The following is a 26,877-nucleotide window of genomic DNA, read 5'->3' as shown; positions in this document are numbered from 1 at the left end:
CTATGGCCGCAGCCGCCCGCTCCTGCCAGCACTTCTGCCCACGCCACGCGTACGAATATTGGTGTCGACCACTGGCGCCGGCCGGGGTCCGGCAGGACCCGCCGGTGCGGGCGCCGTTAGAGTGCTCGCGAACGTCGTCCGCCCCTTCGCTCCGCCCGGGACCCGCCATCCACGACCCCGTCCTCCACGAGCTCGCCTCCCGGCTCCGCCGCCTCCCGCCCTCCTGCGGGCCCGCCCGTCTGATCGGCGTCGACGGGCACGCCGGCTCCGGGAAGTCCACCTTCGCCGGGCGGCTGGCCACCGCCATGGGCGACGCGCCGGTCCTGCACCTCGACGACGTCGCCTGCCACGACGAGCTGTTCGACTGGACCGGGCGACTGCTGAGCCAGGTGATCGAACCGCTCCGGCACGGTGCCACCGCGCGCTACGCCCCCTACGACTGGCGGGCCCGGCGCTTCCGGGAGCCGCGCCCGCTGCCGCCCGCACCGGTGATCCTGGTCGAGGGGGTCGGCTCCGGCCGCCGGGCGCTGCGCCCGTACCTGGCTCGGCTGCTGTGGATGGACGTGCCGGCCGAGGAAGCGTGGGGGCGCGGACGGGCGCGTGACGGGGAGGAGCAGCGGACGTTCTGGGCCGGGTGGATCCCGGCGGAGCGCCGGCACTTCGCCGACGACCCTTCGCGCCCCTTCGCGCATCTTCTGGTGCGCCAGAGGGAGCGGGGGTATGAGGTGCTCCAGGGGCCTGTGGGACCCCATGCATCGGCCCGACCCGTCACGGACCGTGACGGACCGTCCGCGATGTGTTGAACCTGTGAAGACCCCTCTCCGGCAACCCGCCGGAGCGGCCCAACTCCGCTTGACCCAGGGGCCGTACAGGACTTACGTTCTCAATGTGCGGCCATTCGGAGCCGCCGACAGACGCGAAGCCCCCGGTTGTTCCCCCGTGATCGGGGGCTTCGTTCTGTCCCGATCTTGTTTTCCGGCTGCTGCGCGACGCCGACCGATCACCCTCGGTCACCATTCGCCGTCACCTCCGCCTGCTCCCACCTCGCCGAACATGCTGTCCCGGCACCCTTCGGAGGAAAGACCACCGCGGGTACGATGCCCTCGGTGCGGCCTACGGACGACTGCTTCGCGCACCTGACAACTCCGGTCCGTGGCACAGCGGTTGGACCAAGGCGGCCGCCCGGCGACGGCCCGGCGGCATACCGACGGGGGCACGGTTTGTGGGGGACCTGATGGACTTCGGCACGCAGGGCCCGCAGGCCCCGGCCGACCTCGCCTGGCTGCGCGGCGTGGACGCCTACACCATGGGCGCCTATCCGCAGGCGGAGGAGGAGTTCCGGGCCGCGGTGCGCATCGATCCCGGGATGGCCGACGGCTGGCTCGGGCTGCACGCGCTGCGCGTCGACACGACGACCGCGCTGCTCAGGATGTTCCGGCACCGGGACCGCTTCGGCGAGCAGCGCGCACGTCACCGCCGCACGCTCAACTCGTGGTACTGGCTGGGCTGGTGGGTACAGCCCGTTCTGGAGAGCCCCCGCGACCTGCTGCTCGCCCACGCCTCCCACTGGCTGGACGGCCGCCACGTCCCCGAGCTGGACCGGGCCCTGGCCGGACTGCCGCCGGTGGACACCGACCCGCAGGTCCGCTTCCTGCACGCCTGCCGCGCCTACCTGGTCAAGGACTGGGAACAGCTCGTGCGGCACACCGACCCGCTGCTCGGCGAGCCGCTGCTCGGCATCGAGGCGGGCCTGTTCGGCGGCATGGCCCGGGTGCGCCTGGAGATGTACGGGCAGGCGGAACCGCTGCTGTCGGCGGCCCTGATGCGGTGCCGCAGCGAGCAGCCCCAGCGCAAGGAGCTGCGCTACTGGCTGGCGCGGGCCCACGAGGGCACCGGGCGCAGCGCCGCCGCGCTGCCGCTGTACCGGGCGGTGCACCGCGTCGACCCTGCCTTCATGGACACCTCGGCCCGGCTGGCGGCGATCGTCGAGAGCGACGGCTACGAGGACTCCACGGACTTCACGGCGCTCTCGCCGGCCGGCGCCGGACCGGACGCCCTGGACGGCCCCGACGGGCTGGATCCGCTCTTCGGTGCCGAGGAGCGCGACCTGAAGCTCTCCGACCCCGACCCGCCGTCCGTCCCCCTGCCGTCGGTGACCGGCCCGCCGGTGCGTGAGAAGACCGGTGTGCCGGAGCAGTCCCTGCCCGCCGGACCCACCGACCCGGCGTTACTGGAGGAGGCGCTCGCCGAACTGGAACGCATGGTCGGACTGGAGCCGGTGAAACGGCAGGTCAAGGCGCTGTCGGCCCAGCTGAACATGGCGCGGCTGCGGGCCGGGCAGGGGTTGCCGGTCCAGCCGCCCAAACGTCACTTCGTCTTCTCCGGCCCCTCCGGCACCGGCAAGACCACGGTGGCCCGCATCCTGGGCCGGGTGTTCTACGCCCTCGGACTGCTCGGCGGCGACCATCTCGTGGAGGCACAGCGCGCCGACCTGGTCGGCGAGTACCTCGGCCAGACGGCAGTGAAGGCCAACGAGCTGATCGACTCCGCGCTCGGCGGCGTCCTCTTCGTCGACGAGGCGTACTCCCTCTCCAACTCCGGCTACGGCAAGGGCGACGCGTACGGCGACGAGGCCCTGCAGGTGCTGCTGAAGCGGGCGGAGGACAACCGCGACCACCTCGTGGTGATCCTGGCCGGCTATCCGGAGGGCATGGACCGGCTGCTGGCCGCCAACCCGGGGCTGTCCTCCCGCTTCACCACCCGCGTGGACTTCCCCTCGTACCGCCCGCTGGAACTGACCGCGATCGGCGAGGTGCTCGCCGCCGAGAACGGCGACGCGTGGGACGAGGAGGCCCTCGACGAGCTGCGCTCGATCGCCGGGCACGTCGTCGACCAGGGGTGGATCGACGAGCTGGGCAACGGGCGGTTCCTGCGGACGCTGTACGAGAAGAGCTGCGCGTACCGGGATCTGCGGTTGTCCGCGTATCCCGGCACGCTGACGCGGGAGGACCTGGCGACGCTGCGGCTGCCGGATCTGATGCAGGCGTACGGGGAGGTCCTGTCGGGGCGGGGGCCCCAGGATCCGTCGGCCATGTGAGACGCGCCGGGGTGGCCGGGTGGGTTCGCTCGCCGCACCGACGGGGTGCCGCCGTGCCCACCGTGGCGCCCCGGCGGCACGACCGCCCGCGGCTACGTCGCCAGCACCCCCTGCCACTCCCGTGCCTCCCGGTGTGCCGGGTCGCGTACCTCGCCGACGAGCAGCTCCAGTACGTCCTCCAGCGCGACCAGGCCGAGCGCCTTCCCGGAGGCGTCGGCCACCTGCGCCAGATGCGTGGCGGCCCGGCGCATCACGGTGAGCGCGTCGTCGAGCGGCAGCTCGGGTCGCAGCGTCGTCATGGGCCGCCAGAGCTGCTGAGGAACGGCCCGGTCGGAGTCCTCCAGGTCCAGGACGTCCTTGACGTGCAGATAGCCCATGAACGCGCCGTTCTCGGCGGCGACCGGGAAGCGGGAGTACCCGGTGCGGGCGGTGAGCTGGACGATCTCGCCCGGCGTGACCGAAGGGCTGACCGTCACCAGCGCCTCGCGTCGCAGGAGCACGTCGGTGACCGGGCGTGAGCCCAGTTCGAGGGCGTCCTCCAGACGCTCCTGCTCCTCCGGGTCGAGCAGTCCGGCCTGGCCGGCGTCCTCCACCAGCCGGTTGAGCTGCTCGCTGGTGAAGACCGCCTCGACCTCGTCCTTGGGCTCGACGCGGAACAGCCGCAGGACGCCCTGGGCGCAGGCGCCGAGGGCGACGGTGATCGGCTTGCACAGGCGGGCGAAGGCGACCAGGCCGGGGCTCAGCCACAGCGCGGCCTTCTCGGGGGCGGCCATCGCCAGGTTCTTCGGGACCATCTCGCCGATGACGAGGTGGCAGAAGACCACGGCGGCCAGCGCGATGACGTAGCCCAGCGGGTGGATCACGCCGTGCGGCAGGTGGATCCACTCGAAGAAGGGCTCCAGCAGATGGGCGACGGTCGGCTCGGCGACCGCTCCGAGCGTCAGCGAGCAGACGGTGATGCCGAACTGCGCCGCCGCCATCATCTGGGGCAGCCGTTCCAGTCCGTGGAGCACCTGCCGGGCGCGGGCGGTGCCGAGCGGTTCGATCTGGCTGCGGCGTACGGAGACGAGGGCGAACTCGGCGCCGACGAAGAAGCCGTTGGCGAGCACGAGCAGCGCGGCGAACAGGAGCTGGAGGACGCTCATCGGGCGGCCTCCAGCACGGGCACCGGCGCCGTCCGCACCAGCCGTATCCGCTCCGCGCGGTAGTGGCCGACCTGCCGGACGGAGAACCGCCAGCCGGGCAGTTCCGCCCGGTCCCCGACGGCCGGGATCCGGCCCAGCAGGTCGGCGACCAGACCGGCCACGGTCTCGTACGGCCCCTCGGGTGCCTCCAGGCCGATGCGCCGCAGGGCGTCGACGCGGCAGCTGCCGTCGACGTCCCAGGCGGGACGGCCCTCCTCGGACGGGGCGGGGACGAGTTCCGGGAGGTCCAGGCCGTCGTGCTCGTCGCGCACCTCGCCCACGATCTCCTCGACGATGTCCTCCAGGGTGACGACGCCGGCGGTGCCGCCGTACTCGTCGACGACGACCGCGATGGGCTGCTCGCTGCGCAGCCGGGTGAGCAGCGGCCGGACGGGCAGGGTCTCGGGGACGAGCAGCGCCGGCCGCGCGATCCGGCCGACGGGGGTGCGCAGCCGGTCGTGCGCGGGTACCGCGAGGGCGTCCTTGAGGTGGACCATGCCGGCGATCTCGTCGATCTTCTCCCGGTAGACGGGGAAGCGGGACAGACCGGTGGCGCGGGTGAGGTTGACCACGTCCTCGGCGGTCGCCGACGACTGCAGGGCGCTGACCTTCACCCGTGGGGTCATGACGTGCTGCGCGGTCAGCTCACCGAGCGAGAGGGTCCGTACGAAGAGGTCGGCCGTGTCCTGTTCCAGGGCGCCGGCCCGGGCCGAGTGCCGGGCCAGGGAGACGAGCTCGCCGGGGGTGCGAGCGGAGGCCAGCTCGTCGGCGGGCTCGATGCCGAGCGCGCGCACGAGGCGGTTGGCCACCGCGTTGAGGGCGGCGATCACCGGGCGGAACAGACGGGCGAAGGCATGCTGCGGGCCGGCGACGAAGCGCGCGACCTGCAGGGGCTTGGACACCGCCCAGTTCTTGGGCACGAGCTCGCCGATCACCATCTGCACGGCGGAGGCCAGCAGCATGCCGACGACCACCGACAGGCCGGGTACGGCACCGTCGGGGATGCCGATCGCCGTGAACGGGCCGTCCAGCAGCTGGGCGAGTGCCGGTTCGGCGAGCATGCCCACGACGAGGGAGGTGATGGTGATCCCCAGCTGGGTGCCGGAGAGCTGGAAGGACAGTTCCTTGAGGGACTCGACGACCCGGCGGGCGCGTCGGTCGCCGTCGGCGGCGGCCTGCTCGGCGTCGGGGCGTTCCACCGTCACCAGGCCGAACTCGGCGGCGACGAAGAAGCCGTTGGCGAGGATCAGCAGGAATGCGGCTGCCAGGAGCAGCAGGGGGGTGGTCATGATGCCGCCGCCTCCGCATGGGCGCGTCCCGCGGGGGTGCGGTGCGCGCTGTGTCGGCAGGGGGCGGCGCAGGTACTACAGGACGATCCGTCCATCGCCGGAGGGAGTCACTCCTCGGGTAGCAGGAACCCCCGTGCACCGGGCGGAGCGACAGGGGCAGGGACGCGACGGCCGCGTCCTCGGTTCCCAGATTAATCACGACCGGGCGCCCTGCGGCAGGGTGTGCGCCTGCGAGCCGCCCCGGACATCCGTCCGGGGCGGGCCCCGAGGGCCGCGGATCAGCCGCGCGGAGCCTCGGGACCGGCGGTCGAACGGGCCTCGGTGAGCGCGCGCAGCGCCCGCCCGTCGGCGATGGCCCGCTGCCGGGCGATGCCCGGCTGGATGCCGAGCGCGGGCAGGCTGGTGCCGTCGCTGAGGTCGAGGAACACCCAGGGATCACCCGGGCGGAGGTTCACCCGGAGGATCTCCGCCCACTCCAGGCGCCGCTTGTTCGTGAGGTTGACCACGGTGACCCCCGACTCGTCGGCGACGACCTTGGGGCGCGCCAGCAGGAGCAGGACCCCCGCCAGGAGAAGGGCGGTCAGCACGAAGCTGAGCCGTTCTCCGGGGCCGAGGCCCTTGAGCGCCACCGCCACGGCCGTGATGGTCCCGAAGATCAGCACGGCCGAGACGATCAGGACGGCCCGGGTGCGGCCAGGCCGGAAGGTGACCGGCAGTGCGGGCAGGTCCCCGGTGGCGGGCTGGGCGCCCCCCGGCTGGGTGTCCGACATGAGGGTGCTCCGTTGGCTGTGACTCAGAGACGGCAGGCGTGGATGGCCGTGGTGAGAATGGCGCGGGCGCCGATCTCGTACAGGTCGTCCATGATCCGCTGGGCCTCCTTGGCCGGGACCATCGCGCGGACGGCGACCCAGCCCTCGTTGTGCAGCGGGGAGACGGTCGGGGACTCCAGGCCGGGGGTGAGCGCGACGGCCTTCTCCAGCTGCTCGACCCGGCAGTCGTAGTCCATCATCACGTACGTCCGGGCGACCAGGACGCCCTGGAGGCGGCGCAGGAACTGCTGCACCTTCGGCTCCTCGGCGTCGGCGCCGGTGCGGCGGACGACGATGGCCTCGGACTTCATGATCGGCTCGCCGAACACCTCCAGGCCCGCGTTGCGCAGGCTGGTGCCGGTCTCCACGACGTCGGCGATGACCTCGGCCACGCCCAGCTCGATCGCGGTCTCCACGGCGCCGTCGAGGTGGACCACGGAGGCGTCGACGCCGTTGTCGGCGAGGTGCCCGGCGACGATCCCCTCGTAGGAGGTGGCGACGGTCTTGCCCTTGAGGTCCTCGATGCCGTCCGCGGTGCCGGGCTTGGCGGCGAAGCGGAAGGTGGAACGGGCGAAGCCCAGCGGCAGGATCTCCTCGGCGTCGGCGCCGGAGTCGATCAGCAGGTCGCGGCCGGTGATGCCGATGTCGAGGCGGCCGGAGGAGACGTAGATCGCGATGTCGCGGGGGCGGAGGTAGAAGAACTCGACCTCGTTCTCCGGGTCGACGATCCGCAGTTCCTTGGACTCCCGGCGCTGCTGGTAGCCGGCCTCATGCAGCATCTCCGCCGCAGGGCCTGACAGGGAACCCTTGTTGGGGACGGCGATGCGCAGCATGAGGTCGGCTTCCTTTGCGTGATGGGGAAATGTAGGGGAACGGGGTGTCACAGGTGGGCGTAGACGTCGTCCAGGGAGATGCCGCGGGCGACCATCATCACCTGGACGTGGTACAGCAGCTGGGAGATCTCCTCGGCGGCCGCCTCCTTGCCCTCGTACTCGGCGGCCATCCAGACCTCGGCGGCCTCCTCGACGACCTTCTTGCCGATGGCGTGGACGCCCTTGTCCACCAGCTCGGCGGTGCGGGAGGTGGCGGGGTCGCCGTTTGCGGCCTTGTGCTGGAGCTCGGTGAAGAGCTCCTCGAACGTCTTCTTGGACATGGTGGCGCCCACTTTACGCGCTGTGCCGACCTGGCTAGCGCCACGGTTCGGATACTGAGCGCAGCGTCGCCGCCGTGGCGACGGCCGCGGTCACCGCCTCGTGCCCCTTGTCCTCGCTGGAACCGTCGAGACCGGCCCGGTCCAGGGCCTGCTCCTCGGTGTCGCAGGTGAGCACGCCGAAGCCGACGGGGACGCCGGTGTCGACCGAGACCTGGGTGAGGCCCTGGGTGACGCCCTGGCACACGTAGTCGAAGTGCGGGGTTCCGCCGCGGATGACGACGCCGAGGGCGACGATCGCGTCGTAGCCGCGGCCCGCGAGGACCTTGGCGACGACCGGCAGCTCCCAGCTGCCGGGGACCCGCAGCAGGGTCGGCTCGTCGATGCCCAGGTCGTGCAGGGCGCGCAGGGCGCCGTCCACCAGTCCGTCCATCACCTTCTCGTGCCACTGTGCCGCGACGACGGCGACCCGCAGGTCCCCCACGTTGCGTACGGACAGTTCCGGTGCACCCTTGCCGCTCACGCTTCTCCTCGCATCCCTTCGCTTACTGATTGCCGCAGGTGGACACGGCGGTCGTGTCCAGCCAGGGCAGGTCGTGTCCCATCCGGTCCCGCTTGGTGCGCAGGTAGCGGAGGTTGTGCTCGCCGGCCTGGACGGGCATCGGCTCGCGGTCGGTGACCTCGAGGCCGTGCCGCTCCAGCGCGTCGGTCTTGTCGGGGTTGTTGGTCATCAGGCGCACGGTGCGCACGCCGAGGTCCTTCAGGATCTGCGCGCCGGCGCCGTAGTCCCGGGCGTCGGCGGGCAGGCCGAGCTCCAGGTTGGCGTCGAGGGTGTCCCGGCCGCGCTCCTGGAGTTCGTAGGCGCGCAGCTTGGACATCAGGCCGATGCCGCGCCCCTCGTGGCCGCGCAGGTAGACCACCACTCCCCGGCCCTCGGCCTGGATGCGGTCCAGGGAGGCGTCCAGCTGGGGTCCGCAGTCGCAGCGCAGGGAGCCGAAGACGTCGCCGGTCAGGCACTCGGAGTGGACGCGGACGAGGACGTCCCTGCCGTCGCCGATCTCGCCGTGCACGAGGGCGACGTGCTCGACCCCGTCGACGGTGGAGCGGTAGCCGTACGCGGTGAACTCGCCGTGCCGGGTGGGCAGGTGGACCTCGGCCTCGCGGCGGACGGTGGGCTCCTCGCTGCGGCGGTAGGCGATCAGGTCCTCGATGGAGATGATCGTCAGTCCGTGCTTGCGGGCGAACGGGATCAGCTCGGGCAGCCGCAGCATCCGGCCGTCCTCGCCGGCGATCTCGACGATGGCGCCGGCCGGGCGCAGACCGGCGAGGCGGGCGAGGTCGACGGCGGCCTCGGTGTGGCCGTTGCGGACCAGGACGCCGCCGGAGCGGGCGCGCAGCGGGAAGATGTGCCCGGGCCGGACCAGGTCGGTCGGCTCGGCGGTGCCGCTCGCGAGCAGCTGGAGGGTGGTGGCGCGGTCGGCGGCCGAGATGCCGGTGCTCACGCCGTGGGCGGCGGTGGCGTCCACGGAGACCGTGAAGGCGGTCTTCATCGACTCGGTGTTGTCCTCGACCATCTGCGGGAGCTTCAGCCGGTCCAGTTCCTCGCCCTCCATGGGGGCGCAGATCAGGCCGCGGCACTCGCTCATCATGAAGGCGACGATCTCCTCGGTCGCCTTCTCCGCGGCGATCACGAGGTCGCCCTCGTTCTCGCGGTTCTCGTCGTCGACGACCACGACGGGGCGGCCGGCGGCGATGTCGGCGATGGCCTGTTCGACGGGGTCGAGCGAGAGGTCGTCGATGCCGTCGGTGCTGTAGAGGATGGGTGCCGTGCTCATGCGGGCGCTCCTTCCGGGATGGGCCGCGTGGCGTTGCGGGAGCGCAGCCACCAGTCGCGCAGGCCCCACAGGACGAGCGCGCCGTACAGGACGTAGACGAAGCCGGAGAAGGCGAAGCCGTTGGCGAAGTTCAGCGGCACGCCGACCAGGTCGACGAGCAGCCAGGCGAACCAGAACTCGACCATGCCGCGGGCCTGGGCGTACATGGCGACGACGGTGCCGACGAAGATGTACGCGTCCGGCCAGGGGTCCCAGGACAGCGTCGGGTAGGCGGTGAACAGGCCGCCGACGGCGAGGGTGCCGAGGGCGGCGGCGGCGAGCAGGGCACCGCGCTCGCGCCAGGTGGCGAACCGGACGGCGATGGAGCCGTCCTGCGCCTGCTGCCGGCCGCGGTTCCACTGCCAGAAGCCCCAGGCTGCGACGACCATGACGACGATCTGCTTGCCGGCGCTGCCGGAGAGGTGGGCGGTGGCGAAGGCGGCGAAGAGGATGACGCCGGAGAGGAACTGGGCGGGCCAGGTCCAGATCGAGCGCCGCCAGCCGAGGGCGAGGGCGAGCAGACCGACCACGTTGCCGATCACGTCCGACCATTTGATGTGCTGGTCGAAGAGCGTGAACGCCTCGGAGTTGAGCCAGTTCACTTGGTGCCCCCCTGGGTGCCGAGCAGCCGCTCGACGTACTTGGCGATGACGTCGACCTCGAGGTTGACCGGGTCGCCGGGCTGCTTCAGGCCGAGCGTGGTCAGGGCGAGGGTGGTGGGAATGAGGCTGACGGTGAAGAAGTCGGGCCCGGCGTCGACGACGGTGAGGCTGATGCCGTCGACGGTGATGGACCCCTTCTCCACGACGTAGCGGGCGAGGTCGGCGGGCAGGGAGATCTTGACGATCTCCCAGTGCTCGGAGGGCTTGCGCTCCAGGATCTCGCCGGTGCCGTCGACGTGGCCCTGCACGATGTGCCCGCCGAGCCGGGCGCCCACGGCGGTGGGGCGCTCCAGGTTGACGCGGGAGCCGACGGCGAGGACGCCGAGGCTGGAGCGGTTCAGGGTCTCGGCCATCACGTCGGCGGTGAACTCGTCGCCCTCGTGGTCGACGACCGTGAGGCACACGCCGTTGACGGCGATGGAGTCGCCGTGCCGGGCGCCCTCGGTGACGACGGGGCCTCGCAGGCGGAAGCGACAGGCGTCGTCGAGGGTCTCGACGGCCGTGACCTCGCCCAGCTCTTCGACGATTCCGGTGAACACTTCCCGGGTCCTCCTGCCTCTTCGGGCACGGACTCCGGGGCTGTCGAGACGACAGAAAGTACGAGCGAGGACACCGGGAGCGACGCCGGACGGGGACCCGCCCGGTTCCGGACGAGCCCAGATTCGGCGGCGCGCACGCATGCCCGCCCGCCGCGCACTGCCTCCCATCCGGACTTTAACCGTCGGTCCAGGAATTTCACCTGGTCAACCGGCCGCTGGAGGCGACCGGGTCGCGGACTGTAACCGCCGGTTCGGACTTTCACCGACCCCGGAGTGCGCTGCTTCTGGTACACGGCCAGTGTGCCACGCCGGATCGGCGTCCATGCGGGTGAGTGGTGTGGATTGGCTCACAGCACCCCCGTCCGCACCCGCCGGCCGCGCCGCGACGGGCTCAACTCGCCCGCCCGCCCATCGCCTTGAGCTTGGTCCATACCTATTGACTCACTGGTCTAGTCCTCTCTAGGGTCTGCGCAACTTCCGTGGAGAGGAACCCACCGTGCTTTCCCCCTCACGCCATAGAGCGAGACCCGCGCTGTTCGCGGCGGCCGCCGCCGTCGCCGGTCTGGTGCTCGCCGGCCTCCCGGCGACCGTCTCGCACGCAGCCGACCAGGAGTCCTGTCGCCCCGACGGGCTCTACCGGACACCCGGCGTCGACGTCCCCTACTGCTCGGTCTACGACGCCGAGGGCCGGGAGGAGATGGGCGCCGACCACCCCCGCCGGGTGATCGGATACTTCACCGGCTGGCGCACCGGCAAGGACGGCAAGCCCGCCTATCTCGCCTCGGACATCCCCTGGGACAAGGTCACCCACATCAACTACGCCTTCGCGCACGTCGACGGCGGCAACAAGCTCTCCGTCGGCTCGGACGGCCCGGCCAACGCCGCCACCGGGATGACGTGGCCGGGCGTCAGCGGCGCGGAAATGGATCCGGAACTCCCCTACAAGGGCCATTTCAACCTGCTGAACAAGTTCAAGAAGCAGCACCCGGACGTCAAGACGATGATCTCGGTGGGCGGCTGGGCGGAGACGGGAGGCTACTTCGCCGACGACGGCACCCGCGTGGACTCCGGCGGCTTCTACTCGATGGCCACCAACGCCGACGGCTCGGTCAACCAGGCGGGCATCGACACCTTCGCGGACTCGGCGGTCGGCTTCGTCCGGAAGTACGGCTTCAACGGCGTCGACATCGACTACGAATACCCGACGACGATGAAGGACGCGGGCAATCCGCTCGACTGGTCCCTGGCCAACGGCCGCCGGGCGGGCCTGGTCAAGGGCTACGCGGCGCTGATGAAGACGCTGCGCGAGAAACTCGACCGCGCGGGCGCCGCGGACGGCAGGCACTACCTCCTCTCCGTCGCCGCGCCGTCCTCCGGATACCTGCTGCGCGGCATGGAGACCTTCCAGGTCCAGAAGTACCTGGACTACGTCAACATCATGTCGTACGACCTGCACGGTGCCTGGAACGAGTACGTCGGTCCGAACGCCTCCCTCTTCGACGACGGGAAGGACGCCGAACTCGCCGCCGCGGGCGTGTACTCCACGTCCCAGTACGGCGGGATCGGCTATCTCAACACCGACTGGGCCTACCACTACTTCCGCGGTTCGATGCCCGCCGGCCGCATCAACATCGGGCTTCCCTACTACACGCGGGGCTTCAAGAACGTCACCGGCGGCACCGACGGGCTCTGGGGCAGGGCCCCCGCCACGAACTGCCCGGCGGGCTCCGGCCTGACCAAGTGCGGTGACGGCGCGGTCGGGATCGACAACCTGTGGCACGACCTCGACACGAACGGCAAGGAGTCGCCCGCGGGTTCGAATCCGATGTGGCACGCCAAGAACCTGGAGAAGGGCGTCGTCGGCGACTACGTCACCGACTACGGCTTCCCGGCCGACACGAAGCTGACGGGGACCTACGCGCGCAAGTACGACGCCACGCTGGTCGCGCCCTGGCTGTGGAACGCGGAGAAGAAGGTCTTCCTGTCCACCGAGGACGAGCAGTCGGTCAAGGCCAAGGCGGACTACGTCGTCGACCGGGGCATCGGCGGCACGATGGTGTGGGAGCTCGCGGGCGACTACGCCTGGAACGCGGGCAAGGGCCAGTACGAGCCGGGATCGACGCTGACCGGGACGATGTACGACACGTTCAGGTCGGCCACCCCGTACGGCGCCGAGCGGTCCACCGTCGAGATGCCGGCCGAAGCCCTGGACGTCGGCGTGGAGTTCGGGCAGTTCCCGCTCGGCGACTCCAACTACCCGATCAGCCCCAAGCTGAAGATCACCAACAACACGAAGGCCACGCTGCCGGGCGGCACGGAGTTCCGGTTCGACTACGGCACCTCCGCGCCCGGCAACGCCAAGGACCAGTCCGGCTGGGGCACTTCGGTGGTCCGCAGCGACCACACCGGAAACAACGTGGGCGGGCTCGAGGGCGACTACCACCGGGTCTCGCTGAAGCTCCCGGCCTGGCAGTCCCTGGCACCGGGCGCGTCCACCGAGCTGGACCTCGTCTACTACCTGCCGGTGTCGACGCCCTCGAACTGGACGGTGACGTTCGGTGGAAAGACGTACGCGCTCAAGGGCGACCTGGCCCGCGGGACCACCGTGGTGGACCCCGGGACGCCGACCCCGACCCCGACGCCGACGCCCTCGGGCACGGGATCGCCCTCCCCGTCGCCGAGCCCGACCGGAGGCACCGGGCAGTGCACGGCACCGGCGTGGAGCGCGGCCACGGAGTACGGCGGCGGCAGCACCGTGTCCCACGAGGGGCACACCTGGAAGGCCAAGTGGTGGACGAAGGGCGAGGAGCCCGGAACCACCGGCGAGTGGGGTGTCTGGCAGGACCTCGGCGCCTGCTGACCTCCGGCGAGACCGGCCCGGCGGCGGTGACGACGGCCCTTGCCCGCCGCCGGGCCTCCCAACGACCTGACCGGCGCCGGTTCTCGTCACGGGACCCGGAGCCGGACAGACTGGAGTTCCCACGCCGTCACCTCGCCGAAGGGGCTCAAGGGCATGACCACGATCCTGGTGACCGGCGGTACCGGCACGCTCGGCCGGCTCGTCACCGAGCGGCTGCGCGCGGACGGGCACGAGGTGCGGGTGCTCAGCCGGCGCAGCCGGCCGTACGCCGTCGATCTGCGCGAGGGCGGCAGCCCTCTGGACGCGGCGCTCGACGGAGTGGACACGGTGGTGCACTGCGCGACCTCCCCGCGCGGCGGCGACGAGCGGGCGGCCACGAATCTGATCGCGGCGGCGCTGCGGGCCGGGGTGCGGCATCTGGTGTACATCTCCATCGTCGGCGTCGACCGGGTGCCGCTCGGCTACTACCGGTCCAAGCTCACCGTCGAGCGGCTGGTCGAGGCGTCGGGTCTCGGCTGGACCGTGCTGCGGACGACGCAGTTCCACGATCTGCCGGTCCGGCTGTTCCGGGCGCTGGCCAAGCCGCCGGTCATGGTCCTGCCGGCGGGTGTCTCGGACCAGCCGGTCGCGGCGGCGGAGGTCGCCGAGCGGCTCGCCGGGCTGGCCGTCGGCGAGCCCGCCGGACGGGTCCCGGACCTGGCGGGGCCCGAGGTGCGGACGGTGGAGTCGCTGGCCCGGGCGTATCTGCGGGCGACGGGGCGCCGGCGTGCCGTGCTGAACGTGCCGCTGGCGGGGAAGGCTTACCGCGGGTTCCGTGCGGGCGGGCACCTCGCGCCCGAGCGGGCGGTCGGCACGGGGACGTTCGAGGAGTACCTGGCGGTGCGGTTCGGCGGCGGGGACGGGCGGCGGGCATGAACAGACGTGACTGGCTGCGGGCGGGGCTGGGGCTGCTCGCCGGTACGCAGGTGCTGCTCGGGCTGTGGATCCTGCTGCTGCCGGAGCTGTTCTGGAAGTGGCGCTGGGTGTCGCATCTGCCGCCCTACAACGAGCACCTGCTGCGGGACTTCGGCGGGGCGAGCCTGGCGCTCGCCGTCGTGCTGTGCGCGGCGGTGGCGGCGATGGAGCGGCGGCTGGTGATGACGGCGCTGGTGGCCTATCTGGTGGCCTCGGTGTCCCATCTCGTCTTCCACGCCCAGCACCTTCAGCCCCTGTCGGCCGCGAGCGGCGCGGGCTTCATGGCACTGCTGGGGACGGCGGTGGTGCTGCCCGCCGCGCTGCTGTGGCTGGCGGCGGACGCCGCGGCCTTCCGGGTGGCCGGTCCCGTTGACGAGAAGGCCATGCCCTGACGCCCCGCGGGTGAACGGGGCCCGGTGTGTCCGGGGAACGTTTCGGCAGCACGGCGGGCGCCCGTGCCAGGTGTCGCCGGGCAGGTGGGGGCGTGTCCGACTGGGGCCCCTAGCGCTCCGGCGGTGCGAACAGCTCGTCCTGGGCGCGGTCCCGGGCGGTCAGGAGTGCCCCGCGCAGCACCGCGCCGCCGCCCAGCTCGCTGGGCCGCACGTCGGTGGCGAGCGGCGACATCCGGGCGAGTCCGTCCCGGACCCGGGCGGCCAGTACGTCGCCCCCGGCCCGGCCGACCTCGCCGGCCAGCACGACGCAGCCCGGGTCCAGGACGGAGACGACGGCGGCGGCACCGAGGGCGATCCGGTCGGCGAGGGCGTCGAGGAACCTCTCGGCGGCGGCCGTGTCCGGTCCCGTCCAGGACATCGCCGCCCGCCCGGACTCCCCCGCCGGCGGGTGGTCGCCTTCGCCGGCGGCCGTCGGCTGCCCCTCACCGGTCATCGCACGGCGCTCCCCGGCCGCGTCCCCGGCCGCCGCAGCTCTTCCCCCGTGCGCCGCTTCCTCCCCCGACCGCGCCTCCTCCCGGCCGGCCGTGCCCCGCCCTGCCCCGCCGACCCGGCGCACCGCCTCCCGCACCAGTGCCGCCGCCCGCGGTTCCCGGCCGGCGGCCCCGGCCGTCAGCCCGTGTTCCGTCGCGAGGTCGACGACCGCCGCGGCCCCGGTGAGGGAGTGGAAGCCGCCGTCGCAGTCGGTGGCCGACGGCAGGCCGGTCGTACCCGGTACCGGCAGGAAGCCGATCTCCCCCGCACCGCCGGAGGCACCGCGCCGCAGCGTGCCGTCGAGGACCACCGCGGCGCCGACGCCCAGGCCGAGCCACAGCAGGACGAAGGTGTCGCGGTCCCTGGCGGCGCCGTCGCGCTGCTCGGCCAGGGCCGCGAGGTTGGTCTCGTTCTCGACGTTGACGCGAGCCTCCGGGAACCGTTCCTGGAGGGCCGCCACCAGCCTGCGGTGCCACGCGGGCAGGCCGGTGCTGTCGCGGAGTTCGCCGCTCGCGGGATCGATCAGCCCGGGCGCGCCGATGCCGACGGTGTGCAGCCGGTCGGCGCCCGCCTCCTTCGCCGCCCGCTCCACGAGCGTGACCGCCTGCTCCACCGCCGGACCGGTCCCGGTGTCGCCGCCGATGGGCACGGACGCCTCGGCGAGCACCCGGCCGACCAGGTCGGACACCAGCACGGAGACGCCCTCGGTGCGCACGTCGAGCGCGGCCAGGTGCGCCCGGTCGGCGACGATGCCGTACAGCTTGGCGTTCGGCCCGCGGCGCTGCTCGCCCGACTCCCCGGCCGGCTCGATCAGGCCCGCGGCGGTGAGCCGTTCGACCAGGTCGGCCACGGTCGGCCGGGACAGGCCGGTCAGCTGCTTCAACTGCCCTGCCGTCAACGGACCCTCCTGCTGCAGCAGACGCAGGGCGAGCCGGTCGTTGATGGCCCGGGCGGTGCTCGGGGATGCGGGCATGCCGGGATCCTCCCAGATCGACGGGCCGCGTCGGACGCGGCCGGAACGGGCCTGCCGTGGGCGGGCCTTCGATCACCTATCTATCAGGCAGGGTTCCTGATAGTTTACGCCGGGCACCGGGACGCACAGGGCGCGGTGGGGCGACGACAGGGGGAGGACCCGACAATGAGCTCAGTGGTCTACGAGCAACGCGAGGTGAGGCGCGCCCGGTACGCCGTGGCGGCCGTGTTCGCCGTGCACGGCGCCGTCACCGGCTCGTTCGCGACGCGCGTGCCGTGGATCCAGGACCACGCCGGGGTGAGCGCCGGCCAGCTGGGCCTGGCCCTCGCGTTCCCGGCGCTCGGCGCCTCCGTCGCCATGCCGCTGGCCGGCGGCATCAGCCACCGCTTCGGCGCCCGCACCGCGCTGCGCGGACTGATCGCGCTGTGGACGCTGTCGCTGGTCCTGCCGTCGATCGCCCCGAACCTCCTCACCCTCTGCCTCGCCCTGTTCGTCTACGGCGCGACGGCCGGCATGTCGGACGTCGCCATGAACGCGCTCGGCGTGGAGGTCGAGAACCGTCTCGACAAGTCGATCATGTCCGGACTGCACGGCATGTGGAGCGCCGGCGCCCTGATCGGCTCGGCGGCCGGCACGCTCGCCGCCCACCTCGGCGCGGACGCCCGGCTGCACCACGTGCTGGCCGCCGCCGTGCTGACCGTGCTGGGCGTCACCGCGTGCACCTGGGTGCTGGACCTCCAGCCCGCCGAGGACGAGGATCCGCCGCCCCGGTTCGCGCTGCCGCCCAGGTCGGCGCTGCTGATCGGCGCGATCGGGTTCTGCGCGGTGTTCGCGGAGGGCGCGAGCCTGGACTGGTCGGCGGTGTATCTGCGGGACGAGCTGGAGACCTCGGCCGGCCTGGCGGCGGCGTGCACGACCGGCTTCACCCTCACGATGGCCGTGGCCCGGATCGCGGGCGACAAGGTGGTGGACCGGTTCGGCGCGGTGCGCACGGTCCGGGTGAGCGGCGTACTGGCCGCCCTCGGCGGACTGCTGATCGTCGTCGCGGGCCATCCGGCGGTGGCGATGACGGGCTTTGCGCTGATGGGCCTGGGCATCGCCGTGGTCGTCCCGCTGTGCTTCGCCGCGGCCGGCCGCAGCGGTCCCAACCCGAGCCAGGCCATCGCCGGTGTCGCCACCATCACCTACACCTCGGGCCTGGTGGCGCCGAGCGCGATCGGCACGCTGGCCCAGGTGACCAGCCTGGTGGTGTCGTTCGCCCTGGTGACCGTGCTGTCCTGCGGCCTGGCGGCGTTCGCGGGCGTGCTGCGTGCCGGCGACCGGGACCGGCCGAAGGTCAGTCCTCCGAGCGCAGCAGTTCCCGACCGGCGCCCCTGAAGGCCTCGCTCCAGGGCGCCGGGCGCATTGTTGCGGAGTCCAGCCGGACCAGCACCCGGGTGCCCTGGGCGTACGTGGTGGAGCCGTCCGCCGAGCAGAACCGGAAGCCGTACGTCAGCCCGGTCGTGCCGAGCCGCTCCAGCCAGAGGTGGACGGCGTACGCTCCGGGCCGGGTGACCGGCGCCTCATAGGTGATCCGCAGTTCCTTGACCGCGTTGCAGGCGTCGCCGGCCGCCGCCCAGTCGCCCTCGAACCGGAAGCCGTGCTCGGTCCACAGCTCGGCCCAGGCACGCTCGACCATCACCGGGTAGCGGGCGTTGTGCAGCAGGCCGAGGGCGTCCAGGTCGTCGAAGTGGACGGTGACGGGGACGAGCCGGCCGTAGGACAGGGTGGGGGCGGCGGGGGCTTCGGCGGTCACGGGCGGGCTCCTGGAGGGTCACGCAAAGCTTGCTCACGTACGGAGGATCCCCCTCATCCTAAGCGCACGCTCAGCGAGCCCGTCGGGGAAGGCCCTGGTCAGCAAGGGGGCCGGGGGACAATGGGACGGCCCGGTACCCCCGACAATGGGTCCGGACAGTCCTCACGTACACAAGAAAGCGAAACCTCACCATGGACCTCGGCGTGCGCTGGAAGCTGCACGGTGACGGGCGCACGCCCGCACCCGGAGCGGTGGTCCGCCCCGACGAACGGCTCTCGTGGCCCCGCACGGTCGGGCTCGGCGCCCAGCACGTGGTGGCCATGTTCGGAGCGTCCTTCGTGGCCCCCGTCCTCATGGGCCTGGACCCCAACCTCGCGATCATGATGTCCGGCGTCGCCACGGCCATCTTCCTGCTCGCCACGCGCGGCCGCGTGCCCAGCTACCTCGGCTGCTCGCTGTCCTTCGTCGGCGTCGCCGCGGTGATCCGCGCCCAGGGCGGCACCAGTGCCACGGTGACCGGTGCGGTCCTCGTGGTCGGCGCGGCGCTGTTCCTGGTGGGCCTCGCCGTGCAGCGCTTCGGGGCGCGGATCATCCACGCCGCGATGCCGCCGATCGTCACCGGCGCGGTGGTGATGCTGATCGGCTTCAACCTGGCCCCGGTCACCGCCTCGACCTACTGGCCGCAGGACCAGTGGACGGCGCTGCTGGTGATGCTCTTCACCGGCCTGGCCGTGGTCTGCCTGCGCGGATTCTGGTCCCGGATCGCCATCTTCCTGGGGCTGGTCTTCGGCTACGGCGTCTCCTGGGTCTTCGACCAGCTCTTCGGGAAGATCCACTCGGTGGACGGCAGCGGCAAGGTCACCGACCACTGGCGGCTCGACTTCTCCGCCGTCGGCCAGGCCGACTGGATCGGCCTGCCGTCCTTCCACGGGCCGTCCTTCGAGTGGTCGGCGATCCTGGTCGCCCTGCCGGTCGTGATCGCGCTCGTCGCCGAGAACGCCGGCCACGTCAAGGCGGTCGGCGAGATGACCGGCGACCCGCTCGACGACAAGCTCGGTACGGCGATCTCCGCCGACGGCGTCGGCTCCATGCTGTCCACCGCGGTCGGCGGCCCGCCCAACACGACGTACTCCGAGAACATCGGCGTGATGGCCGCGACCCGCGTCTACTCGACGGCCGCGTACTGGGCCGCCGCCGGCTTCGCCCTGCTCTTCGGCATCTGCCCGAAGTTCGGAGCCGTGGTGGCCGCGATCCCCGGCGGCGTGCTCGGCGGCATCACCGTCATCCTCTACGGCATGATCGGACTGCTCGGCGCGCAGATCTGGATCAACGCCAAGGTGGACCTGCGCAACCCGCTGAACCTGGTGCCGGCCGCCGCGGGCATCATCATCGGCGTCGGCAACGTCAGCATGGAATTCACCGACAACTTCTCGCTGAGCGGCATCGCGCTGGGCACCCTGGTCGTGATCACCGGCTACCACGCGCTGCGTGCCTTCGCCCCGGCCCACCTCAAGATGCAGGAGCCGCTGCTCGACGAGGGCACCTCGACGTACGACGAGGACTCTCAGCGCGCCAAGTCGTAGGCGTACGAGGGGGTGAACGTGCCCGGCGACCCCTTGCAGCCGTCCGACTCCCCCGGCAGCTTCACCCACAGGTAGGCGTCGATGCGCCCCAGGCCGGTGCTCAGGGTCGGGGCGCGGCCGACCTTGCGCCCGGCCGGGTCGCACCACTCGCCGTCGGGCGGGGCGCCGTTGCCGTTGCGGCTGGTGTCGATGACGGCACCGAGGCTCGCGGGGCCGCCGAGGGCGTCCAACACCGCACGGTCGTAGGCGACCTCGTCTGAGGTGGTGTGGAAGTTGGAGACGTTGCTGAAGATGCCGTCGGAGGAGTCGGCCGAGGCGGCACCGGCCCGTTTCAGCCATCCCGCCTGCTTGGCGGGCGCGTGCCAGCCGGAGTGGCCGGCGTCGAAGTAGACGCGGGCACGGGGGTTGGCGTCCTTCATCACCCGGCCGGCCCGGGCCAGCGAGGCGAAGCGGTCGGCGCGCTCACCGGCGGACAGGCACTCGGCCTGGGCCACCGAGTCGGGCTCCAGGATGACGACGACCTCACCCGAGCCGAGCCCGGCGGCGAAGCGGTCGACCCAGTCGTCGTAGGCGTCGAGGTCCGGCGCACCGCCCTGGGAGTGCCCGCCGCAGTCCCGGCCGGGTATCGCGTACGGCACCACGACCGGAACCCGGCCCTGCCGGGCGCCGCCCGAGGTGACCGCGCGGACCCGGGAGGTGATGGTCCCGGGCGAGAAGTCGGCGAACCACACGGCCGCCGGGTGGTCGGCTATCCGGGACTCGATGACCGGCCGGCGCGGGTCGTCGCGGTGGGCACGGACCCATTCGAGGATCTGGGACTCGGGGTGCCGGTAGAGCCGGGTGGACGCGGCGACGGTCCGCGGCTGCTTCCCGGTCTTCTTCGGCGTCGGCCGGGGGCTCGCCTTCTTCTCGGCCGGCGTGGGCGACGGCGAGGCGGACCGGGTGGCCGACGGGGACGGCGACGGCGACGGCGGCACGACGGGCAGCGACTGAAGGCGGGGCGACCGTGTCACCTCGGGTGGCCGGGCCTGGTCCGTGCCGCCGCCTTCGTCGAGCGCGGACAGCATGCCGGTCGCGATGCCGACCACGACCACGACGGACGCCGCCGCGACCATCGCGCCACGACGGACGGCACGCCTGCGCTCGGCCCTGCGGGCGGCCAGGCGCCGGGCACGAAGGCCAGACACGTACGGTTCCCCCTCCCCCGCACGGCGGGCGCGTTCCCCCGTTCTGGGGAAGCGTCGGGCCCGCCGGCACTCCTGCCACCCTAGAGCTGCGACCCTGCCGCCATGGCGCACTGCGAACAAGTCACCACGGCCGTCGGGACGGTGGACGGCGTCCTGTCGCGCATGCGCGCCCTCGACGCGACGCTCCCGGCACGGGACGGCCTCGCCGTGTTCAACCGCGTCTACCTCGCCGTCACCGAGGCGGTCGACCGGCACATCGACGCAGGCCGGTTCGCGGACGCCCGGGCCGCGATCGCGCTGGACGTGCGGTTCGCGGAGCGCTATCTGGCCGCCGTCGACGCGGTGGCCGGCGACCGCCGGCCGCCGGCCTGCTGGCGGCCCCTGTTCCAGTTCCGCCGGCATCCCGGAGTACGGCCGTTGCAGTTCGCGCTGGCCGGCATCAACGCGCACATCGGCCACGACCTGGCGCTCGCCGTGGTGGACACCTGTCGTACGCTCGGCTGCGAACCCGTCGAGCTGGAGGACGAGTTCGACCGCGTGGGCGATCTCCTCGTGTCGCTGGAGGAGCGCATCCGCGACGATCTGATGCCGGGACCCGACCTGCTCCAGATCGCCGACCCGCTGACGCATCTGCTCGGCTCCTGGAGTCTGGAGCGCGCCCGGGACGCCACCTGGGCGGCGGCCCGCGCGCTGTGGGCGCTGCGCCGACTGCCCGACGTCGCCGAGGAGTTCACCGAGCGGCTGGACGCGGCGGTGGGCTTCGCCGGGCGCATGCTGCTCACCCCGCTGCCGGACTGATCCGGCCATCCTCGCCGCGCCCGGCGGGAAATCCCCGGTGACCGCAGTACGTTGGCCGCTCGGGCACAGCGACGGCGAAGGAGCACCCAGGTATGGCGACCCGGCTCGGACTCGGCCTCCCCCAGATGCGTCAGTACGACATCGGCAAGGACGTCCCCGACGTGGCCCGCGCAGCGGAGCGGATCGGCTACGACAGCCTGTGGGTCTTCGAGCGGGCCCTGTTCCCCGAACCGGCCACCCAGGGGCTGTACGGCATCGAGGGCCTGCCCTGGCCGGACGAGTACCGGAACGTGGCCGAGCCGCTGGTCACCCTGGCACTGGCCGCCGCGGCCACCGAACGGGCGGAGCTGGGCACGAGCGTCCTGGTCGCCCCGCTGCACGTGCCGTTCCAGCTCGCCAGGACGCTGGCGTCGCTGGACGCGGCGAGCGGCGGGCGGGTGGTCGCGGGCTTCGGCACGGGCTGGTCGCACGACGAGTACGCGGCGGCGTCGGTGCGGCCGTTCGCCGAGCGGGGCCAGGCGCTGGACGAGCTGATCGGGGTGTGCCGCGCGGTCTGGGGCCCGGACCCGGTCACGTACGACGGTCACCTCACGAAGATCGCGTCCGCGGTGGTCGGCCCCAAGCCCGCCCGGCCCATCCCCGTCCTGCTGGCGGCGGGCAGCGGCGCGGCCCGGCGCCGGCTGGTCGACCACGCGGACGGCTGGCTGCCGGTGGGCATGGGCGCCGAGGCCGTGGCCGGGCAGTGGCGGTCGCTGCGGGAGCTGGCCGCCGAGCGCGGCCGTACGCGGCCGATCCGGACCGTGCTGCGGGTCAACGCGCGCCACCGGGCGGCGACCGTGGACGGCGAGCGCGGCCCCTTCCACGGCAGCGTCGACCAGATCGTCGATGATCTCGCCGCCCACGCCGAGGTCGGTCTCGACGAGATCCTGATCGACCTCCAGGGCACCCCGCGGGACGCCGAGGAACTCAAGGACGTCGCCGCCGAGGTGTACGAGAAGGCGCGGGCGGCCGGGATCTAGTCCTCGGGCAGTTCCACGGGGGCGATGTCGTCGTACACGTCACCGGGCCCCGGGTTGCCGGGGTCCGTCGCCCCGCCGAAGTGGTGCATGACGCCCCACACCGCGTTCAGCGCGGTCTGGACGGCGCCCTCGGCCCAGCCCGCCGTCCAGGAGATGTCGTCGCCGGCGAGGAAGATGCCCCGCTTGTCCTCGGGCAGCCGGTCCTGCATGAAGTGGGTGAACAGGCGGCGCTGGTAGCGGTAGTGCCCGGGCAGGTTGGCCTTGAACGCGCCCATGAAGTAGGGCTCGTTCTCCCAGGAGACCGTGACCGGGTTGCCGATGATGTGCTTCCTGATGTCGACCTTCGGGTAGATCTCGCCGAGCGACTTCAGCATGACCTCCATCCGCTCGTTCGCGGACAGCGGCAGCCACTTCAGGCTGTCGTCGCACCAGGTGTAGGACAGGCAGATGACGGCGGGCTTGTCGGGACCGTCGTCGAGCAGGTAGGTACCGCGCGTCATGCGGTCGGTGAGCGTCATCGACATGACGTCCCGGCCGGTCTCCTCGTCCTTGTCCAGCCAGAAGGGCCGGTCCACGGGCACGAAGAGCTTGGAGCTCTCCATGTAGTGGGTCCGCTCGATGGCCGTCCAGTGGTCGATCGGGAACAGCGAGTCGTCGCAGGCGATCTTGGACAGCAGCATCCAGGACTGCGCGGTGAAGATCGCGGCCCGGTAGGTGCGGATGTCGCCGTTCGCGTCCGTCACGGTGATGTGGTTGCCCGCGGTGCGGTTGAGGCGGGTCACGGCCGGGCGGGGCTCGCCGCCCTCGTGCAGGCTCGCGAGCGAGGTGCCGTACGGCCAGTGGACGATCTTCTCCGGCTCGCGCTCCCACAGGCGCAGCGGCAGCTGCTGGGAGCCGCCGACGATGCCTCGGTGGTGGTCGTCGGCCTCGGTGTACACGACCCGCAGGATCTCCAGGATGGAGTTGGGGAAGTCGGTGTCCCAGCCGCCCGTGCCGAAGCCGACCTGGCCGAAGATCTCGCGGTGCCGGAAGGACTTGAAGGCCTCGGAGTCGCAGAGGAAGCCGTAGAAGGTCTGGTTGTCGAGCTTCTCGACGAGCTTCGCCCAGATCTCGCGGATGCGCGGCACGTCCCGCTCGCGCAGGGCGCGGTTCATGTCGGAGAAGTCGGCGCCCTCTTCGAGGCACCTGGCCCAGGCGTCGGCCACGTCGCGGTAGACCTGGGGCAGGTCGGCGAGCGTCTCGGCGTAGTGCGACTCGCCCTTGAGGTCGACGACGGTGGAGGGGGTCGCCTCCGCGAGGGGGTTCGGGAAGGGTCGGGTCTGCAGGCCGACCAGGTCGATGTAGTGCTGGAGGGCGGTGGAGGACGGCGGGAAGCGCATCGCGCCCATCTCGGCCGTCAGCGACGGGTCGCACCCGTCGAAGCCGACCGTCCGCAGCCGGCCGCCGATCCGGTCGGCCTCGTAGACGACGGGCTTGAGGCCCATCTTCATCAGCTCGTAGGCGGCCACGATGCCGGACAGACCGCCGCCGATGACCGCGACCTCGGTGCCGTGCTCGGTCGCGGGTATCTGACCCAGGCCCGCCGGGTGGGCGAGGAAGTCGTCGTACGCGTACGGGAAGTCCGGGCCGAACATGGTGATCGGCGGCTGCTGCTCGTCTGTGTGCTCGACGGCGTTGGGCACCGTGGACGTCATGGGGTACGGACTCCTTGCGCGAAAAGCTGAGGGGGGAGGTACTGGCGGGGTGGTTCAGACGAGGGACCCGTAGAGGCCGGGGCGGCGGTCCTTCAGGTACGGGTTGGCCTCGCGGGAGGCGGCGAGGAAGGCCGGGTCGGCGTCGGCGAGCACCAGCTGCTCCGCGCGCCCGGCCCGGGTCCGGGCGATGCCGTCGGGTCCGGCGAGGGTGGAGAGACCGACGAACTCGAACTCGCCCTCCTGGCCGACCCGGTTGACGTACGCCACGTACATCTGGTTCTCGAAGGCCCGTACCGGCACGACCGACTCGGCGACGAACTGGAACGGGTGCATCTGCGCGGTCGGCACCAGGAGAAGGTCGGTGCCGGCCAGGGCGTGGGCGCGGACGTTCTCCGGGAACTCGACGTCGTAGCAGATCATCAGGCCGACGGTCAGACCGCCCAGCTCGGTCTGGACGACGGGCTGCTCGCCCGGCGTGAAGTGGTCGCGTTCGAAGCAGCCGAAGAGGTGGGTCTTGCGGTAGTTGGCCAGGCGCGTGCCGTCGGCGGAGATCAGCTGGGCGGAGTTGAAGACGGTCCCGCCGGCCCGCTCGGGGTAGCCGTAGGCGATGGCGAGGCCGTGCCGGGTGGCCGTCTCCCCGATCGCGTCGGCCGCGTCGCCGTCGGCGGGCTCGGCCAGGCGGGCGACGTCGTCGCCGATGGCGTACCCGGTCAGGAACATCTCCGGCGCGACCAGCAGCCCGGCGCCCGCGGCGGCGGCCCGGCCCGCGGCCTCGTCGAGGACCTTGAGGTTCTCGGCGGTGGAGCCGGGGCGGCCGGAGCTCTGGAGCAGGGCGGTGCGCATGCGTGTTCCTCACCGGTGGGCGGGGTTCGGGGTCAGGTAGACGGTACGGTCGGCGGTCTCGGCCGGACAAGGAGGAGCCGTTGCGCGCCGGTGAGCGGATCGTTGCGTCCGTCGGGCGCCTCCCGGCGATTCGTTGCGCGGCCCCGGTCGGGCGTCCGTCCTCCCCGTCCGGTCCGCTGCCTCGGCCGTCGGGACCGCCTCGGTTCACGCTCGTGCCCCGGCGGCCGCGGCCCCGGGGCACGTCCGGCGGACCACGCGGCACGCGGGGGTCCGGCATGCCCTCCTCGGCGCCGGGACCCCCTCGCACCGCCCGCCGCGCAGCGGCTGTTGTCAACACCTCCGGCTTGCGGCCGGCCGCGCCGGGCCCGGTTTCCCGGCGCCGGTCAACTGCCGCCGCTCTGCTGCGACTGCTCCGCCGGACGGGCTCGGGCCGCCCGTGCCGTCAGCAGCGCGGCCGTCAGCAGGTACGGCACCGCGAACCACGCGAAGGCGGTGCCGTGTCCGGTCGACGTGCCGACCGCCGCGTAGGCGCCGTAGACGGCGACCGTGGCCAGCTCGGTGCCGAGGCCCGCCACCGAGGTGAGGGTGGCCCGGCCGGTGGTGTCGATGCGCTGCTGGAGCCGGGCGTCGGCGAGCACGCTCGCGAGCTGGAACCCGCCGAAGGCGACGGCGACCAGCACGAGGGCTGCCGGTGTGCCCGCGGCGGCGCCCGTGGCCAGGGCGAGCGCCGCGCCCGTGAGCAGACCGGCGAGCCCGGCCGTTCCCAGGCGTTCGCCGACGCCGGCCAGCAGTCCGCCGGCGGTGGCGCCGGCCCAGATCACCAGAAGCAGCCACGGCACGGTCCGATCGGCCACACCGGTGTCGCGCACCAGCAGCGGCGTGTACTCGTCGAGCGCTCCCCACACGGCGGTCACGGCCGGGACGAGCAGCAGCGCGCCGCGCACGGAGCGGTCGGCGCGGGCCTCGGCCAGCCCGGCCCGCAGGGTGGTGGCCCAGCGGGCGCCGTCGGCGGACGGCTTCCGGTGTTCCGGGAAGCGGGTCGCCGTCGCCGCCGCGAGCAGGCAGACCAGGACGCTCGCCGCGCCCACGGCGGCGTACCCGCCCCAGGCGAAGACCGGCCCGGCGAGCCCCATCGCGGCCATCACGGCGACCAGCCCCGCCGAGCGGGCCCGGCCCATGACACGGGCGTACCGGTCGGTGGCACCGAGCCGGTCCAACTCGTCGTGGACCAGCGCCTCCAGCGCTCCCGAGCCGAGCGCTCCCCCGGCTCCCCACAGCACGAAACCGAGCGCGAAGGCGCCGTACGAGGGGACGAGCACCCACAGGGCGAACCCCGCGGCGGTGAGCAGCGGGCCGAGCCACAGCAGCCGTCGGCGGGAGACGGCGTCGGCCCAGGCGCCGGAGGGGACCTCCAGCAGCACACCGGTGACCGACCAGAGGGCGAAGAGGGAGGACACCTGCCAGACGGACAGACCGGTGTCGCTGAACAGCAGCGCGTACACCGGGTAGAGCAGGACGAACTCGTCGAGGAACGAGTAGCCGTACAGCGTGGTCGTCAGCCGCCGGTATCCGGCGGTCGGCGCACGCGGGGGTGTGAGAGTCATGAGGCCTTCCCGAGGGAGCGGTTCGGACACCGGAGGTACG

At 72.6% G+C, this 26,877-nt stretch carries 24 protein-coding genes and 1 riboswitch; of the genes, 9 read left to right on the top strand and 15 right to left on the bottom strand.

Annotated elements, in window-relative coordinates:
* Positions 1-167 precede the first annotated feature (167 nt).
* Positions 168-803, top strand: coding sequence for a uridine kinase family protein (locus IE260_RS31475; protein WP_189878172.1), 636 nt, complete (start codon positions 168-170; stop codon positions 801-803).
* Between the two features lie 431 nt (positions 804-1,234).
* A complete protein-coding gene (locus tag IE260_RS31470) occupies positions 1,235-3,097 on the top strand; it encodes an AAA family ATPase (protein ID WP_189878070.1) in 1,863 nt (620 codons plus the stop codon).
* 92 nt (positions 3,098-3,189) lie between these two features.
* Here the strand turns inward: IE260_RS31470 and IE260_RS31465 are convergent, their stop codons facing one another.
* The 9 genes from IE260_RS31465 to IE260_RS31425 form a co-directional block, all read right to left on the bottom strand.
* Complete coding sequence (locus tag IE260_RS31465) at positions 3,190-4,242, bottom strand: hemolysin family protein (RefSeq protein WP_189878068.1); 1,053 nt, start codon at positions 4,240-4,242, stop codon at positions 3,190-3,192.
* Positions 4,239-5,570 (bottom strand): hemolysin family protein, encoded by a 1,332-nt coding sequence (locus tag IE260_RS31460; RefSeq protein ID WP_189878066.1) that lies wholly within the window; start codon positions 5,568-5,570, stop codon positions 4,239-4,241. Before IE260_RS31460 ends, IE260_RS31465 begins: the two co-directional genes overlap by 4 nt.
* A gap of 278 nt (positions 5,571-5,848) precedes the next feature.
* The gene (locus IE260_RS31455) at positions 5,849-6,340 is read right to left on the bottom strand and encodes a PH domain-containing protein (protein WP_189878064.1); all 492 of its coding nucleotides are present in this window, start codon (positions 6,338-6,340) and stop codon (positions 5,849-5,851) included.
* A 23-nt stretch (positions 6,341-6,363) separates the two neighbouring features.
* Complete coding sequence (gene hisG / locus IE260_RS31450; RefSeq protein ID WP_189878062.1) at positions 6,364-7,212, bottom strand: ATP phosphoribosyltransferase; 849 nt, start codon at positions 7,210-7,212, stop codon at positions 6,364-6,366.
* A 47-nt stretch (positions 7,213-7,259) separates the two neighbouring features.
* Positions 7,260-7,532: a phosphoribosyl-ATP diphosphatase gene (locus IE260_RS31445; RefSeq protein ID WP_030951748.1), complete on the bottom strand. Its 273-nt coding sequence runs from the start codon at positions 7,530-7,532 to the stop codon at positions 7,260-7,262.
* 34 nt (positions 7,533-7,566) lie between these two features.
* Positions 7,567-8,052, bottom strand: a complete 486-nt coding sequence (gene ribH / locus IE260_RS31440) for a 6,7-dimethyl-8-ribityllumazine synthase (protein ID WP_189878060.1) — start codon at positions 8,050-8,052, stop codon at positions 7,567-7,569.
* A gap of 22 nt (positions 8,053-8,074) precedes the next feature.
* Complete coding sequence (locus IE260_RS31435) at positions 8,075-9,364, bottom strand: bifunctional 3,4-dihydroxy-2-butanone-4-phosphate synthase/GTP cyclohydrolase II (RefSeq protein WP_189878058.1); 1,290 nt, start codon at positions 9,362-9,364, stop codon at positions 8,075-8,077.
* Positions 9,361-10,005 (bottom strand): nicotinamide mononucleotide transporter family protein, encoded by a 645-nt coding sequence (locus IE260_RS31430; protein ID WP_189878056.1) that lies wholly within the window; start codon positions 10,003-10,005, stop codon positions 9,361-9,363. The genes IE260_RS31435 and IE260_RS31430 overlap by 4 nt, the downstream gene beginning before the upstream one ends.
* Positions 10,002-10,604 (bottom strand): riboflavin synthase, encoded by a 603-nt coding sequence (locus IE260_RS31425; protein WP_189878054.1) that lies wholly within the window; start codon positions 10,602-10,604, stop codon positions 10,002-10,004. Before IE260_RS31425 ends, IE260_RS31430 begins: the two co-directional genes overlap by 4 nt.
* Positions 10,605-10,754: 150 nt before the next feature.
* Positions 10,755-10,885, bottom strand: a riboswitch (FMN riboswitch).
* Between the two features lie 215 nt (positions 10,886-11,100).
* Between IE260_RS31425 and IE260_RS31420 the strand changes: the two genes are divergently transcribed.
* The 3 genes from IE260_RS31420 to IE260_RS31410 all read left to right on the top strand — a co-directional run bounded on the left by IE260_RS31420 (position 11,101) and on the right by IE260_RS31410 (position 14,810).
* Positions 11,101-13,464 carry a chitinase C-terminal domain-containing protein gene (locus tag IE260_RS31420; protein ID WP_189878052.1) on the top strand — a complete coding sequence of 788 codons (2,364 nt, stop codon included), beginning with the start codon at positions 11,101-11,103 and terminating at the stop codon, positions 13,462-13,464.
* Positions 13,465-13,617: 153 nt separating this feature from the next.
* Entirely contained in the window at positions 13,618-14,379 is a 762-nt protein-coding gene (locus IE260_RS31415; RefSeq protein ID WP_189878050.1) for an SDR family oxidoreductase, read from the top strand.
* Positions 14,376-14,810, top strand: coding sequence for a hypothetical protein (locus tag IE260_RS31410; RefSeq protein ID WP_229881483.1), 435 nt, complete (start codon positions 14,376-14,378; stop codon positions 14,808-14,810). Before IE260_RS31415 ends, IE260_RS31410 begins: the two co-directional genes overlap by 4 nt.
* Positions 14,811-14,919: 109 nt before the next feature.
* Here the strand turns inward: IE260_RS31410 and IE260_RS31405 are convergent, their stop codons facing one another.
* Positions 14,920-16,314, bottom strand: a complete 1,395-nt coding sequence (locus IE260_RS31405) for an ROK family transcriptional regulator (RefSeq protein WP_189878048.1) — start codon at positions 16,312-16,314, stop codon at positions 14,920-14,922.
* Positions 16,315-16,479: 165 nt separating this feature from the next.
* Between IE260_RS31405 and IE260_RS31400 the strand changes: the two genes are divergently transcribed.
* Positions 16,480-17,691: an MFS transporter gene (locus tag IE260_RS31400; RefSeq protein ID WP_189878046.1), complete on the top strand. Its 1,212-nt coding sequence runs from the start codon at positions 16,480-16,482 to the stop codon at positions 17,689-17,691.
* On the opposite strand, the gene IE260_RS31395 is transcribed toward IE260_RS31400, so the two are convergent.
* Positions 17,651-18,109, bottom strand: a complete 459-nt coding sequence (locus IE260_RS31395; protein ID WP_189878044.1) for an acyl-CoA thioesterase — start codon at positions 18,107-18,109, stop codon at positions 17,651-17,653. The two genes, IE260_RS31400 and IE260_RS31395, sit on opposite strands and share 41 nt — an antisense overlap.
* Before the next feature lie 191 nt (positions 18,110-18,300).
* Here IE260_RS31395 and IE260_RS31390 point away from each other — a divergent pair, with 191 nt between their 5' ends.
* Complete coding sequence (locus IE260_RS31390; protein WP_189878042.1) at positions 18,301-19,692, top strand: uracil-xanthine permease family protein; 1,392 nt, start codon at positions 18,301-18,303, stop codon at positions 19,690-19,692.
* Here IE260_RS31390 and IE260_RS31385 read toward each other — a convergent pair.
* Positions 19,674-20,807, bottom strand: a complete 1,134-nt coding sequence (locus IE260_RS31385) for a glycoside hydrolase family 6 protein (RefSeq protein WP_189878170.1) — start codon at positions 20,805-20,807, stop codon at positions 19,674-19,676. The genes IE260_RS31390 and IE260_RS31385 overlap by 19 nt on opposite strands.
* 174 nt (positions 20,808-20,981) lie before the next feature.
* Between IE260_RS31385 and IE260_RS31380 the strand changes: the two genes are divergently transcribed.
* Positions 20,982-21,677: a DUF5995 family protein gene (locus IE260_RS31380; protein ID WP_189878040.1), complete on the top strand. Its 696-nt coding sequence runs from the start codon at positions 20,982-20,984 to the stop codon at positions 21,675-21,677.
* A gap of 92 nt (positions 21,678-21,769) precedes the next feature.
* Positions 21,770-22,696: a TIGR03619 family F420-dependent LLM class oxidoreductase gene (locus IE260_RS31375; RefSeq protein ID WP_189878039.1), complete on the top strand. Its 927-nt coding sequence runs from the start codon at positions 21,770-21,772 to the stop codon at positions 22,694-22,696.
* Here the strand turns inward: IE260_RS31375 and IE260_RS31370 are convergent.
* The 3 genes from IE260_RS31370 to IE260_RS31360 form a co-directional block, all read right to left on the bottom strand.
* Positions 22,693-24,390 (bottom strand): flavin monoamine oxidase family protein, encoded by a 1,698-nt coding sequence (locus IE260_RS31370; RefSeq protein WP_189878037.1) that lies wholly within the window; start codon positions 24,388-24,390, stop codon positions 22,693-22,695. The two genes, IE260_RS31375 and IE260_RS31370, sit on opposite strands and share 4 nt — an antisense overlap.
* 54 nt (positions 24,391-24,444) lie before the next feature.
* Positions 24,445-25,233, bottom strand: coding sequence for a carbon-nitrogen hydrolase family protein (locus IE260_RS31365; protein ID WP_189878035.1), 789 nt, complete (start codon positions 25,231-25,233; stop codon positions 24,445-24,447).
* Between the two features lie 383 nt (positions 25,234-25,616).
* A complete protein-coding gene (locus IE260_RS31360) occupies positions 25,617-26,837 on the bottom strand; it encodes an MFS transporter (protein ID WP_189878033.1) in 1,221 nt (406 codons plus the stop codon).
* Between the last annotated feature and the right edge of the window lie 40 nt (positions 26,838-26,877).

The sequence above is a fragment of the Streptomyces viridiviolaceus genome (assembly GCF_014650995.1).
GTDB lineage: Bacteria > Actinomycetota > Actinomycetes > Streptomycetales > Streptomycetaceae > Streptomyces > Streptomyces viridiviolaceus.
The sequence above is the reverse complement of the archived record's forward strand: the minus strand, read 5'-3'. Positions and strand labels throughout refer to the sequence as shown.

Excerpts from the sequence above, each read along its gene's own strand:
- IE260_RS31470 (WP_189878070.1), top strand. The coding sequence starts at position 1,235 with ATGGACTTCGGCACGCAGGGCCCGCAGGCCCCGGCCGACCTCGCCTGG.
- IE260_RS31465 (WP_189878068.1), bottom strand. The coding sequence starts at position 4,242 with ATGAGCGTCCTCCAGCTCCTGTTCGCCGCGCTGCTCGTGCTCGCCAAC.
- IE260_RS31460 (WP_189878066.1), bottom strand. The coding sequence starts at position 5,570 with ATGACCACCCCCCTGCTGCTCCTGGCAGCCGCATTCCTGCTGATCCTC.
- IE260_RS31455 (WP_189878064.1), bottom strand. The coding sequence starts at position 6,340 with ATGTCGGACACCCAGCCGGGGGGCGCCCAGCCCGCCACCGGGGACCTG.
- hisG (WP_189878062.1), bottom strand. The coding sequence starts at position 7,212 with ATGCTGCGCATCGCCGTCCCCAACAAGGGTTCCCTGTCAGGCCCTGCG.
- IE260_RS31445 (WP_030951748.1), bottom strand. The coding sequence starts at position 7,532 with ATGTCCAAGAAGACGTTCGAGGAGCTCTTCACCGAGCTCCAGCACAAG.
- IE260_RS31435 (WP_189878058.1), bottom strand. The coding sequence starts at position 9,364 with ATGAGCACGGCACCCATCCTCTACAGCACCGACGGCATCGACGACCTC.
- IE260_RS31415 (WP_189878050.1), top strand. The coding sequence starts at position 13,618 with ATGACCACGATCCTGGTGACCGGCGGTACCGGCACGCTCGGCCGGCTC.
- IE260_RS31410 (WP_229881483.1), top strand. The coding sequence starts at position 14,376 with ATGAACAGACGTGACTGGCTGCGGGCGGGGCTGGGGCTGCTCGCCGGT.
- IE260_RS31405 (WP_189878048.1), bottom strand. The coding sequence starts at position 16,314 with ATGCCCGCATCCCCGAGCACCGCCCGGGCCATCAACGACCGGCTCGCC.
- IE260_RS31400 (WP_189878046.1), top strand. The coding sequence starts at position 16,480 with ATGAGCTCAGTGGTCTACGAGCAACGCGAGGTGAGGCGCGCCCGGTAC.
- IE260_RS31390 (WP_189878042.1), top strand. The coding sequence starts at position 18,301 with ATGGACCTCGGCGTGCGCTGGAAGCTGCACGGTGACGGGCGCACGCCC.
- IE260_RS31385 (WP_189878170.1), bottom strand. The coding sequence starts at position 20,807 with ATGGTCGCGGCGGCGTCCGTCGTGGTCGTGGTCGGCATCGCGACCGGC.
- IE260_RS31380 (WP_189878040.1), top strand. The coding sequence starts at position 20,982 with ATGGCGCACTGCGAACAAGTCACCACGGCCGTCGGGACGGTGGACGGC.
- IE260_RS31375 (WP_189878039.1), top strand. The coding sequence starts at position 21,770 with ATGGCGACCCGGCTCGGACTCGGCCTCCCCCAGATGCGTCAGTACGAC.
- IE260_RS31370 (WP_189878037.1), bottom strand. The coding sequence starts at position 24,390 with ATGACGTCCACGGTGCCCAACGCCGTCGAGCACACAGACGAGCAGCAG.
- IE260_RS31365 (WP_189878035.1), bottom strand. The coding sequence starts at position 25,233 with ATGCGCACCGCCCTGCTCCAGAGCTCCGGCCGCCCCGGCTCCACCGCC.
- IE260_RS31360 (WP_189878033.1), bottom strand. The coding sequence starts at position 26,837 with ATGACTCTCACACCCCCGCGTGCGCCGACCGCCGGATACCGGCGGCTG.